This window comes from Pseudomonas sp. RW409, from assembly GCF_003184125.1.
Lineage (GTDB): Bacteria > Pseudomonadota > Gammaproteobacteria > Pseudomonadales > Pseudomonadaceae > Aquipseudomonas > Aquipseudomonas chlororaphis_I.
The window spans coordinates 1373563-1386013 of sequence record NZ_QHHP01000041.1 but is presented as its reverse complement, the minus strand read 5'-3'; the positions used below and the strand labels follow the sequence as shown (position 1 = coordinate 1386013).

The window sequence follows — 12451 nt, the reverse complement described above, 5'->3', positions numbered from 1 at the left end:
GGATGTTCCGTCGCATGAGTCAGCTTTCCATCTTCGGAGCCACAGTCGCTTTGCTGGTATGCACCAACGCCCAGGCCATGGGGCCGTTCCAGGTCTACGAACAGGCCCTGCGCAACGACCCGGTGTTCCTCGGGGCGATCAAGGAGCGCGATGCCGGCCTGGAAAACCGCATCATCGGTCGCGCCGGGCTGCTGCCGAAACTCAACTACAGCTACAACAAGGGCCGCAACAACTCCGAGGCCACCGTGCCCGACGGCCGTGGCGGCACCAGCCACGATGACCGCAACTACGACAGCTACGGCTCGACCTTCACCCTGCAACAGCCGTTGATCGACTACGAGGCCTATGCCTCCTACCGCAAGGGCGTGGCCCAGGCGCTGTTCGCCGACGAGAACTTTCGCGGCAAGAGCCAGGAGCTGCTGGTACGGGTGCTGACCTTTTACACCCAGGCGCTGTTCGCCCAGGATCAGATCGAGATCGCCCAGGCCAAGAAGAAGGCCTTCGAACAGCAGTTCCAGCAGAACGAGCACATGTTTCGCCAGGGCGAGGGCACCCGCACCGACATCCTCGAAGCGGAATCGCGCTACGAGCTGGCGACCGCCGAGGAGATCGAGGCCCGCGACGAGCAGGACGCGGCGCTGCGCGAGCTGGGGGCGTTGATCGGCGTGCCGACCGTGGACATCCGCGATCTCGACCCGCTGCGCGATCGTTTCGAGTCTTTCACCCTGTCGCCGGCCAACTACGACGCCTGGCATGAACTTGCGATCAGCAACAACCCGAACCTGGCCTCCCAGCGCCACGCCGTGGAAGTGGCGCGTTACGAGATCGAGCGCAACCGCGCCGGCCACCTGCCGCGGCTCAGTGCCTATGCCACCTCGCGCCGGGTCGAGTCGGAAAGCGGCAACACCTACAACCAGCGCTATGACACCAACACCATCGGCATCGAAATCAGCATGCCGCTGTACGCCGGTGGCGGCGTCTCGGCGGCCACCCGCCAGGCCAGCCGGACCATGGAGCAGGCCGAGTACGAGCTGGATTCGCAGACCCGCACCACCCTGATCGAGCTGCGGCGCCAGTTCAGCGCCTGCCTGTCCGGGGTCAGCAAGCTGCGGGCTTATCAGAAGGCGCTGACCTCGGCCGAGGCCCTGGTGATCTCGACCAAGCAGAGCATCCTCGGCGGCGAACGGGTCAACCTCGACGCGCTGAACGCCGAGCAACAGCTGTACACCACACGGCGCGACCTGGCGCAGGCCCGTTACGACTATTTGATGGCCTGGACCAAGTTGCACTACTACGCAGGCACCCTGCGTGAAGATGACCTGGCCCGGGTCGACGAAGCCTTCAGGCCCGGCTCATGAACTGACAAAAAGGCGGCCGCGGGCGGCCCGACCTGACATTTTCGACAAAAACAAAAAACGAGAAGTCATCACATGGATAGACGCTTTTATCAGCTCAAGGCGCTGAGTCGCCGCTCGTTGCTGGCCTGTTCCACGCTATCGGCGGTGGCACTGCCCGGCATGGTCCAGGCGCAGTACCAGGAAACCGGCCAGTTGGGGGTGCCGGCCAGCTGGCAATCGGCCGAATACACCCAGGACTGGGGCCTGGAACGCATGCGCGCCAGCGCCGCCTATGCCGCCGGGATCACCGGCAGCGGGGTAAAGATCGGCGCCCTCGACTCGGGCTTCGACGCCAGCCACGGCGAAGCATCGCCCGAGCGCTTCCACGGGGTCACCGCCAGCGGCACTTATGTCGATGGCTCGCCGTTCAGCGTCTCCGGGGTGCTCAACGGCAACAACGACAGCCATGGCACCCATGTCACCGGCACCATGGGCGCGGCCCGCGACGGCGTTGGCATGCACGGCGTGGCCTTCAATGCCCAGGTCTATGTGGGCAACACCAACAAGAACGACAGCTTTCTGTTCGGCCCGACCCCGGACCCGCAGTATTTCAAGGCGGTGTACGGGGCCCTGGCGGATGCCGGGGTGCGCGCCATCAACAACAGCTGGGGCAGCCAGCCGCCGGGTGTCAGCTACCAGACCCTGGGCGACCTGCACGCCGCCTATGCCCAGCACTATGGCCAGGGCACCTGGCTGGACGCGGCCGCCGATATATCGCGCCAGGGCGTGATCAATGTGTTCAGCGCCGGCAACAGCGGTTACGCCAACGCCAGCGTGCGCGCGGCGCTGCCGTACTTCCAGCCGGAGCTGGAAGGCCACTGGCTGGCGGTGTCCGGCCTGGATGCGAATAACCAGCAGCGCTACAACCAGTGCGGCATCGCCAAGTACTGGTGCGTGGCCGCGCCCGGGCGGTTGATCTCCAGCACCGTGCCGGGCGGCGGTTACGCCACCAAGTCCGGCACCTCGATGGCCGCGCCCCATGCCACGGGCGCGCTGGCCCTGGTGATGGAGCGTTATCCCTACATGAATAACCAGCAGGCCCTGGAGGTGCTGCTGACCACCGCCACCCAGCTGGACGGTTCGATCACCGAGGCGCCCACCCGCCTGGTCGGCTGGGGCGTGCCCAACCTGGAGCGGGCCATGCGCGGCCCCGGGCAGTTGCTGGGGGCGTTCGACGCCAACCTGGGCGCCGGGAAGGGTGATGTCTGGAGCAACGACATCTCGGACAAGGCGCTGTTGCAGCGCCAGGGCGAAGACGCCGCCGAGCACGCGGCCTGGCAACAGACCCTGAAGGACAAGGGCTGGGAAAACGGCCTCGGCGCCGGTGCCAGCCAGCAGGACAAGACCGACTACGCCGTCGGCATGGCCCGCGACGCGGCCGCGGCGCAGCGGGTGTACGAGGGCAGCCTGGTCAAGTCCGGCGCCGGCTGGCTGGTGCTCAGCGGCAACAACAGCTATCGCGGGGCGACTACGGTCAATGGCGGTTTGCTGACGGTCAATGGCTCGCTGGCGTCCAGCGTTACGGTCAATGACGGCGGCACCCTTGGCGGTTCCGGCCGCATCGGCGCGTTGCTGGCCAACAGTGGGGCCACGGTGGCCCCGGGCAACTCCATCGGTACCTTGCAGGTGGCGGGGGACGTGACCTTCCAGTCGGGCTCGACCTATGCCGTGGAGCTGTCGCCGACCAGCAGCGACCGCATCGTCGCCGGCGGCAAGGCCACCCTCAATGGCGCCGGGGTCACCCTGGCCCTGGAAAACAGCCCGCAGCTGCTCAGCCTGGAACAGACGCAAAGCCTGATCGGCAGCCAGTACCAGATCCTCCAGGCGGCGAACGGCATCGACGGCCGCTTCGGCTCGGTGGAGCCGAACTACCTGTTCCTCGGTGGCAGCCTCGATTATTCGGCCAGTGGCGTGCAACTGAGCATCGGGCGTAACGCCACCTCGTTCGCCAGTGTCGGCCTGACCCCGAACCAGCGCTCGGTGGCGGCCGCCGCCGAGCAGCTGGGGGCGGGCAACCCGGTGTATGAAAGCCTGCTGCGCTCGCCGAGCGCCGGTGTGGCGCAACAGGCGTTCCAGCAACTGTCCGGGGAAATCTACCCGGCGCTGGGCTCGATGCTGCTCAACGACAGCCGTCAGCTGCGCGAGGCAGTTGGCGAGCGTCTGCAGGTGCCGGGCGCGGTGGTGCAGAGCGAGGGCAACCTCTGGCTCAAGGTGCTGGGCGCCTGGGGCAAGAACGACGGCGACCACGACACCGAGGGCTACAACACGTCCATCGGCGGGTTGCTGCTGGGGGCCGACGGCGCACTCAGCGACAGCACGCGCCTGGGCGCCTTCGCCGGCTACAGCGACAGCTCCCTGAGCATGGGCGGCGGTACCCATTCCAAGGCCTCCGTGGACAGCTATCACCTGGGCACCTACCTCGGCCACGAGCTGGGCGCCTGGCGCCTGAGCGCGGGCGCGGCCCACAGCTGGCATCGCGCCGACGTCAAGCGCGACCTGCAGTTCGGCGAAGTCAGCGGCAAGCAGAAAGCCAAGGTCGATGCCCGCACCAGCCAGGTCTTCGGCGAGGCGGCTTATCGCCTGGACCTGCCGGCGCTGGCCCTGGAACCCTTCGCCAACCTGGCCTACGTGCACCTGCACCGCGACAGTTTCAGCGAGAAGGGCGATGCCGCCGCGTTGAAAGGCGGCAGCGACAGCCGCGAAGCCGCACTCAGCACCCTCGGCCTGCGTGCCCTGAAAAGCCTCGAACTGTCCGGGCAAACCCGCCTGGACCTTTCCGGCTCCCTGGGCTGGCAGCACAACCTGAGCAACACCCGGGCCGAAGAGCACCTGGCCTTTGCGTCCGGTGGCACGCCGTTCAGCGTCGAAAGCACCTCGCTGCCGCGCAATGCCGCGCTGGTCGGCGCCCATGCCAGCCTGGCGTTGAGTCGCGACCTGCGCCTGAGCCTGGACTACAACGGCCAACTGGCCAGCCGCGAGAAGAACCACGGGGCAGGGCTGAGCCTGAACTGGCAGTTCTGACCCGGCTTTTGACACCGCCGTGCTGACGCAAGGTCGCGTCGGCACGGCACAGCAGCTATCGGCACAGCACGGGTCGCCGTTGGCGGGCCGGCTGTTCGGTAAAACCAGCCGCGTCGGGTCTGGCGCGGTGTTTCTATCAAGGTAATTGTTTCTAGCAAGGCAACTATTTCCAGCAAGGCAACTAAGGAAGGTACCGATGAAATACAGCTTTACGGGGGCTGCTCCGGCAGCCAACAGCCTGGTGCGCGCCTCCTGCGGCGCTTTGATCTGTGGCCTGGCCGTGGTGGGTGGCGCCCAGGCCGCGCCTTATGTGGAAGGCGGCAAGCCGGGCGATCCCGGCAGTTGGCGCAGTGCCGAGTTCAATGCCGAATGGGGTCTGGGGGCGATCCATGCCGAGCAGGCGTATGCCGCCGGTTATACCGGCAAGGGCGTCAAGCTGGGGATCTTCGACCAGCCGGTGTATGCCCAGCACCCGGAATTCAGCGGCAACAACAAGGTGATCACCCTGGTCACCAGCGGCATCCGCGAATACACCGACCCCTACATTCCGGTCAAGGCCGGCGATGCCTTCCGTTATGACGGCACGCCTTCGGTGGGTTCCGACGGCAAGCTCGGCTCCCACGGCACCCACGTCGGCGGGATCGCCGCCGGCAGTCGCGATGGTGGGCCGATGCATGGCGTGGCCTTCGACGCGCAGATCATCAGCGCCGAGAACGGCGACCCGGGCCCCGAGGACGGGATCATTCTCGGCAACGACGGCGCGGTCTACCGGGCCGGCTGGGACGCCCTGGTGAACAGCGGCGCGCGGATCATCAACAACAGCTGGGGCATCGGCATCACCGACCGCTTCGACCAGGGTGGTCGCGACCCGGCCTTTCCGCATTTCACCGTGCAGGACGCCCAGTTGCAGTTCGACCAGATCCAGCCGCTGCTGGGCACCCGCCAGGGTGGCGCCTACAGCGGGGCGATCGACGCCGCTCGCGGTGGCGTGCTGACCATCTTCGCCGCCGGTAACGACTACAACCTGAACAACCCGGACGCCATCGCCGGCCTGGCCTATTTCGTGCCGGAAATCGCGCCGAACTGGATGACGGTAGCGGCCTTGCAGGTGAACCCGGACACCGCCAGCCCCAATCCCTACACCCTCAGTACCTTCTCCTCGCGCTGCGGCTACACCGCGAGCTTCTGCGTCTCGGCGCCGGGTACACGGGTCTACAGTGCGGTGATCGGCGGCACCAACCTCGACGACATGACCATCGGCTATGCCAACAAGAGCGGCACCTCCATGGCCGCGCCCCATGTGGCGGGCGCGGCGGCGGTGTTGATGGAGCGCTTTCCCTACATGAGCGCTTCGCAGATCGCCACGGTGCTGAGGACCACCGCCACCGACATGGGCGATCCGGGCATCGACGCCCTGTACGGCTGGGGCATGATCAATCTGCAAAAGGGCATCGACGGCCCGGGCATGTTCGTCACCGAAGCGGACATTCCCCAGGAGTTCCGGGTCGAAGGCGCCTACGGCTCCGGCCAGTTCGTCGTCGACCTGCCTGGCATCGGCGCCGTGGTGGATGCCGGCAAACCCACCGAGCGCCTGTGCACTGGCCTGTCTTGCGGGCTGGATGTCTGGCGCAACGACATTTCCGGACACGGCGGCCTGACCAAGCAGGGCATCGGCACCCTGGTGCTGACCGGCAACAACAGCTACAGCGGCCCGACCCTGGTCAATCAGGGACGCCTGGCCATCAATGGTTCGCTGGCGTCTGCCGTGACGGTCAATGACAGCGGCATCCTCGGTGGCAACGGGCGCATCGCCGCGCTGACCGCCAACCGCGGCGGTACCGTGGCGCCGGGCAACTCCATCGGCACCTTGCAGGTGGCGGGCGACGTGACCCTGCAACCGGGTTCGACCTACGCGGTGGAGCTGTCGCCGACCAGCAGCGACCAGATAGTCGCCGGCGGCAAGGCCAGCGTCGAAGGAGCCAACGTGACCCTGGCCCTGGAGAACAGCCCGACCCTGCTCAGCGCCCGCGAGGCGCAAAGCCTGCTGGGCCGCCAATACAACATCCTGCAGGCGGCCGGTGGCATCGAAGGCCGTTTCGGTTCGGTGGCGCCGAACTACCTGTTCATTGGTGGCAGCCTCGATTACTCGGCCACCGGCGTGCAGTTGCAGGTCGCGCGTAACGCGACGTCCTTCAGCGATGTCGGCCTGACCCCGAACCAGCGCTCCGTGGCGGCCGCCGCCGAGCAACTGGGGGCGGGCAATCCGGTGTATGAAAGCCTGCTGCTGTCGGAAAACGCCGCCAGCGCGCAACAGGCCTTCCAGCAATTGACCGGGGAGATCCATCCGGCCATCGGCACGCTGCTGATCAACGACAGCCGCCAGTTGCGCGATGCGGTGGGCGACCGTCTGCGTCAGGACGGCCTGCTCGATTCGTCGGCGCCCGCGACCAGCGACAACAACGTGTGGTTCAAGGTGCTGGGGGCCTGGGGCAAGGCCGACGGCGGTTATGACCATGCCAACTACACCACCTCGATCGGCGGCCTGCTCGCCGGGGTCGATGGCTTGATCGCCGAGGACACTCGTCTGGGCCTGTTCACCGGCTACAGCGACAGCTCCCTGAGCATGGGCGATGGCACCCATTCCTCGGCCTCGGTGGACAGCTATCACCTGGGTGCCTACCTGGGCCACCAGCTGGATGCCGTGCGCCTGAGCGTCGGCGGCTCCTACAGCTGGCATCGCATCGATGTGAAGCGCGACCTGCAATACGGCGAGTTCTCCGACCGGCAGAAGGTCAAGCGTGACGCCCAGACCGCCCAGCTGTTCACCGAAGCAGCATGGCAAGTGGCGCTGCCAGGCGTGGCCCTGGAGCCCTTCGTCAACCTGGCCTACGTGCATGTGGGCAGCGACAGCTTCCGCGAAAAAGGCGGGGCCACCGCCCTGCGCAGTGGCGATGACAACCGCGACGCGGTGCTCTCGACCCTCGGCCTGCGGGCCAGCAAACGCTTCGCCCTGTCCGATGCCCGGCAGCTGGAACTGGCCGGCACCCTCGGCTGGCAGCACAACCTGAGCGACACCCGCTCGGATCAGCACCTGGCTTTTGCCAATGGTGGTTCGTTCAACATACAGAGCGTTGCGCTGGATCGTAATGCCGCTGTGGTCGGGGCTCGCGCCGGCCTGTTGCTGGGGCGCGATACCCGGGTAAACCTGGACTACAACGGCCTGCTGGGTTCTCGGGACAAGAGTCACGGGGTCGGCCTGACCCTGGACTGGCAGTTCTGAGGCCTGCGGGCCAATGACCATAAGAGTGAGACACAACATGGGTGTATTCGATTACCGGAGTTTCAAGGGCGAGGCGGGCAAGGCGTTGTACAGCGATGCCCTGGCCTTGACGCTCTACGCCTACACGCCCACCGGGCAGCCGCTGGCGTCGGGCTGGACGGCGATTGGCGCCGAGCGGCTGGGGTATCAGGGCAAGGTCGGGCCCCAGGGCACCTTCTTCGGCGAGCAGCCGGGCTTCACCAGCGCCGAAGTGGAAGTGCTGGGGCGTTATGACGAGGCCGGCAAGCTGCTGTCGATCGGCATCGCCTTTCGCGGCACCGGCGGGCTGGGCTTGAGCGATACCCTGGGCGACATCAAGAACAACCTGCTGGCGGCGGTCGGGCCGGTGGGTTACGCGGCGAACTACAGCAAGAATGCCTTCGACCAGCTGTTCGCCAGCGTCGCCGAGTTCGCCAAGGCCCAGGGCCTGAGCGGCCAGGATGTGCTGGTCAGCGGCCACAGCCTGGGCGGCCTGGGGGTCAACAGCCTGGCCGAGCTGAGCGGTGAGCACTGGGGCGGTTTCTACGCCGACGCCCGCTATGTGGCGTTCGCCTCGCCGACCCAGAGCCCGGGGGACAAGGTGCTGAACATCGGCTACGAAAACGACCCGGTGTTCAGGGTGCTCGACGGCACCACCTTCAACGCCTCGTCCCTGGGCAGCCATGACAAGGTCCAGGCGTCGGCGACCAATAACATCGTCAACTTCAACGAGCACTACGCGTCGACCCTGGAGAACCTGTTGCCGCAGAGCATCCTCAACCCGCTGTCGTGGAAGGCCCACGGTTCCGCGGGCTACGCCGATGGCTTGAACCGGGTGGTCGATTCGGCGTTCTACGACCTGACCAGCAAGGACTCGACCCTGATCGTTTCCACCTTGTCCGAGGGCAGTCGCGGCAAGACCTGGGTCGAGGACCTCAATCGCAATGCCGAGCCGCACAAGGGCAGTACCTTTATCTTCGGCACCGATGGCAATGATCTGCTCAAGGGCGGGCGCGGCAACGACTTCATCGAAGGCCGCGACGGCAACGACACCTTCCGCGACGACGGTGGCTACAACATCCTGCTGGGCGGCAAGGGGCATAACGTCTTCGACCTGCAGCAGTCGTTGGGCAAGTTCAGCGTGGTCAACGATGGCGACGGCAGCCTGTATGTGCGCGATGCCTATGGTGGCATCAGCATGACCCGCGACATCGGCGCGCTGGTGAGCAAGGAGCCGGGTTTTGCCTGGGGCCTGTTCAGCAAGGAGGTGACCCACAGCGTGACAGACCAGGGCCTGCTGGCCGGCAACCAGCTGACCCCCTACAACCACTCGCTCAATGGCGACGCCTACGGCAATGCGCTGGTGGCCAGCGTCGATGGCGACTGGTTGTTCGGGCACGGGGGCGACGATGTGCTGCGCAGCGACAAGAGCGACGTGACCTTTGTCGGCGGCGCCGGCAACGATGTCATGTACTCCAGTGGCGGCGGGGCCAACACCTTCCTGTTCAGCGGCGCCTTCGGCTTCGACGCGATCCATGGCTACCAGGGCAGCGACAAGCTGGTGTTCATGGGCGTGGCGGGCGCGGGGCAGGGCTACGACTACACGCAGCACCTGTCACAGAATGGCCAGGACACCTTGCTCAGCGTCGGCGACTACGCCGTGACGCTGGTCGGGGTCGCGCCGGACAGTCTCTCCGCAGGGGGGATCGTCTTCGCCTAGATAAGAGCGGCAAAAGGCATTGCACTAAGGGCGGGGCGTCTGTTGAGGGCGTCCCGTCCGCGTGAGCTATCTCGAATAAAGTTCAACAACAAAGAGAGGCAATACCATGGGTGTGTATGACTACAAAAACCTCGGCACAGAAGATTCAAAGGCGCTGTTTTCCGATGCGCTGGCGATCACGCTGTATTCCTACCACAACCTCGACAACGGCTTTTCCGCCGGTTATCAGCAGTACGGTTTCGGCCTCGGCCTACCGGCGACCCTGGTTACGGCGCTGATCGGCAGCAGCGATTCGCAAGGGGTGATTCCCGGGCTGCCCTGGAACCCCGACTCGGAGAAAGCCGCGCTGGAGGCGGTGCAAAAGGCCGGCTGGACGCCGATCGGCGCTTCCCAGTTGGGCTACGACGGCAAGACCGACTTCAGGGGCACCTACTACGGGGAAAAGGCCGGCTACACCACGGCCCAGGCGGAAGTGCTCGGCAAGTACGACGACCAGGGCCACCTGACCTCCATCGGCATCGCCTTTCGCGGCACCAGCGGGCCCCGTGAATCGGTGATCGGCGACTCCATCGGCGATGTGATCAACGACCTGATGGCGGCGTTCGGGCCCAAGGACTACGCGAAGAACTACGCCGGCGAAGCCTTCGGCAAGCTGCTCGCCGATGTCGCGGCCTTCGCCCAGGCCAACGGCCTGACGGGCAAGGACATCCTGGTCAGCGGCCACAGCCTCGGCGGCCTGGCGGTCAACAGCCTGGCGGACCTGAGCGGCGATCACTGGTCGGGGTTCTACCAGGATGCCAGCTATGTCGCCTACGCCTCGCCGACCCAGAGCGCGGGGGACAAGGTGTTGAACATCGGCTACGAAAACGACCCGGTGTTCCGCGCCCTCGACGGCTCTTCGTTCAACCTGGCGTCCCTCGGCGTGCACGACACGGCGCAGGAATCGGCGACCAACAACATCGTCAGCTTCAACGACCATTACGCTTCGGCGGCCTGGAACCTGCTGCCGTTTTCCATCCTGAATATTCCGACCTGGCTGTCGCACCTGCCCACCGGCTACGGCGACGGCATGACGCGGATCCTCGAGTCGAAGTTCTACGACCTGACGAGCAAGGACTCGACCATCATCGTCGCCAACCTGTCGGACCCGGCCCGGGCCACCACCTGGGTCCAGGACCTCAACCGCAATGCCGAGACCCACAAGGGCAGCACCTTCATCATCGGCACCGACAGCAACGACCTGATCCAGGGCGGCCAGGGCAACGACTACCTGGAAGGCCGCGCCGGCAACGACACCTTCCGCGACGCCGGTGGCTACAACATCCTGCTGGGTGGGCAGGGCAACAACACCCTGGACCTGCAGCAGTCGGTGAAGAACTTCAGCTTCGCCAACGACGGCGCCGGCACCCTGTATGTGCGCGATGCCAATGGCGGCATCAGCATCACCCGCGATATCGGTGCGATCACCAGCAAGGAGCCGGGCTTCCTCTGGGGGCTGTTCAAGGACGACGTGACCCACAGCGTCACCGACAAAGGCCTGCTGGCGGGGAGCAACCTGACCCAGTACGCCTCTTCGGTGAAGGGCGACGCCGCGGCCAATACCCTGACCGCCCACGCTGGCGGCGACTGGCTGTTCGGCCTGGACGGCGATGACCACCTGATCGGCGGCCGGGGCAACGATGTGCTGGTTGGTGGCGCGGGCAACGACCTGCTGGAGGCGGGCGGGGGCAGCAATACCTTCCTGTTCAACGGCGACTTCGGCCAGGACCGCGTGCTGGGTTACCAGAGCAGCGACAAACTGGTGTTCCTCGGCGTCGAAGGCGTGGTCGCCAACGACGACTTCCGCGCCCATGCCAGCACGGTGGGCAACGATACCCTGCTGACCTTCGGCGGCGACTCGGTGACTCTGGTGGGTGTGAGCCTGGACAGCCTCAACGGCGCGAGCATCACCATCGCCTGAAGCCTGGCCGCGCGGGGCGGCGATTTTGCCTCGCGCGGTCACGGACTTTCCCTCGGCAGCACTTCTCGCCAAAGCAAGGGGATTCGCCCGTAGGGTGACCCGCAAGCCTGGAAATGACTCCAATACCTGCCCAGCTGCGACGCGGCGCTCGATAGAGCATCGACTCAGCGCCAGGCGGGGCGATGGCGCGCGTGCGTTCCAGGGCCATTAAAGTCCGCAGGAGCTGGCGCGTTATCAAGGCAGGCGGCCGCAGCCCAGGTAGCGGCCAATGCTCATTCAACGGCAACAGTGACAGCAGGAGAACTACAAGGTGAGTGATAACCAGAGGTATGGCATCGGTCTGGCGCTGGTCCTGATAGCAGGCAGCGTCATGGCCGAGGACTTGCCTCAGCAATCGATCCTGAAGCGCTACGGCGTAACCCCGGACCAGCTCCCGGCCGCTGCGCCGGCCACCGACAAGCAAGTAGAGCCCGAGCCGAGCAGCCGCTTTCATATCGACGCGGAACGGCCTTGGGCGAGCGTGACTCTGGGGGAGGGTAAAAAGCCTGAAACCACCGGCAATATCAGCATCGATAATGCGGCCGCCCGGGAATTCGAGCGTTGCCAGCGGGTGCGTGGAGAGCTGCAGAAGCGTGGGGAACAGCGATACATTTCCTGCGATAACAGCGTGCCGGGGCAGAATTCGGCACCCTGGTCGCCCTGAGGGCGACCAGGTTCGATCGGCTCAGTCCTCCTGGCGGACGGTGGCGACATCGGCCGCCTTGATGCGGATCTTCTTGCCGGCGATGTCTTCGAATTCGTAGAACCCATCGGCGGTCTTGGCGTTAGGCATGTCCTTGGTCAGGTATTGCGTGCCGTTCTGCAGGGTCACCACGGTCGGCGAGGCGCAGCCGCCCAGTGCCAGGAAGGCTGCAACGGCCAACGGCAGGCCCAGGTATTTGACGTTCATAGACAAACCTCTCTTCATGAATCTCTGTGAGTCCACCCATGATTGGCGGCTCGCGACTATATGGCTATCCGCCCTTGGTGTGATTAACCGCAAGAAAGTTCTGCGG

The 12451-nt window shown here is 65.7% G+C and carries 7 protein-coding genes; 6 read left to right on the top strand and 1 reads right to left on the bottom strand.

Annotated features, from left to right (window positions below; genetic code table 11):
* Positions 1 to 2 precede the first annotated feature (2 nt).
* The 6 genes from DK261_RS26705 to DK261_RS26680 all read left to right on the top strand — a co-directional run bounded on the left by DK261_RS26705 (position 3) and on the right by DK261_RS26680 (position 12099).
* A complete protein-coding gene (locus tag DK261_RS26705) occupies positions 3 to 1358 on the top strand; it encodes a TolC family outer membrane protein (protein ID WP_009049216.1) in 1356 nt (451 codons plus the stop codon).
* Between the two features lie 72 nt (positions 1359 to 1430).
* Positions 1431 to 4418 (top strand): autotransporter serine protease, encoded by a 2988-nt coding sequence (locus DK261_RS26700; RefSeq protein ID WP_110176922.1) that lies wholly within the window; start codon positions 1431 to 1433, stop codon positions 4416 to 4418.
* A 196-nt stretch (positions 4419 to 4614) separates the two neighbouring features.
* Complete coding sequence (locus DK261_RS26695) at positions 4615 to 7698, top strand: autotransporter serine protease (RefSeq protein WP_110176920.1); 3084 nt, start codon at positions 4615 to 4617, stop codon at positions 7696 to 7698.
* 37 nt (positions 7699 to 7735) lie between these two features.
* On the top strand, positions 7736 to 9436 hold the full coding sequence (locus DK261_RS26690) for a polyurethanase (RefSeq protein WP_028684109.1): 1701 nt from the start codon (positions 7736 to 7738) through the stop codon (positions 9434 to 9436).
* 106 nt (positions 9437 to 9542) lie between these two features.
* Positions 9543 to 11396: a polyurethanase gene (locus DK261_RS26685; protein WP_038632672.1), complete on the top strand. Its 1854-nt coding sequence runs from the start codon at positions 9543 to 9545 to the stop codon at positions 11394 to 11396.
* A 310-nt stretch (positions 11397 to 11706) separates the two neighbouring features.
* Complete coding sequence (locus tag DK261_RS26680) at positions 11707 to 12099, top strand: hypothetical protein (protein WP_016705125.1); 393 nt, start codon at positions 11707 to 11709, stop codon at positions 12097 to 12099.
* Positions 12100 to 12120: 21 nt separating this feature from the next.
* Here DK261_RS26680 and DK261_RS26675 read toward each other — a convergent pair whose 3' ends face one another.
* Complete coding sequence (locus DK261_RS26675; protein WP_007922767.1) at positions 12121 to 12345, bottom strand: YgdI/YgdR family lipoprotein; 225 nt, start codon at positions 12343 to 12345, stop codon at positions 12121 to 12123.
* Positions 12346 to 12451: the final 106 nt, after the last annotated feature.

Bases quoted from the DNA above. Each gene is read 5' to 3' on its own strand.
- DK261_RS26705 (WP_009049216.1), top strand. From the start codon at position 3: ATGTTCCGTCGCATGAGTCAGCTTTCCATCTTCGGAGCCACAGTCGCT.
- DK261_RS26700 (WP_110176922.1), top strand. From the start codon at position 1,431: ATGGATAGACGCTTTTATCAGCTCAAGGCGCTGAGTCGCCGCTCGTTG.
- DK261_RS26695 (WP_110176920.1), top strand. From the start codon at position 4,615: ATGAAATACAGCTTTACGGGGGCTGCTCCGGCAGCCAACAGCCTGGTG.
- DK261_RS26690 (WP_028684109.1), top strand. From the start codon at position 7,736: ATGGGTGTATTCGATTACCGGAGTTTCAAGGGCGAGGCGGGCAAGGCG.
- DK261_RS26685 (WP_038632672.1), top strand. From the start codon at position 9,543: ATGGGTGTGTATGACTACAAAAACCTCGGCACAGAAGATTCAAAGGCG.
- DK261_RS26675 (WP_007922767.1), bottom strand. From the start codon at position 12,345: ATGAACGTCAAATACCTGGGCCTGCCGTTGGCCGTTGCAGCCTTCCTG.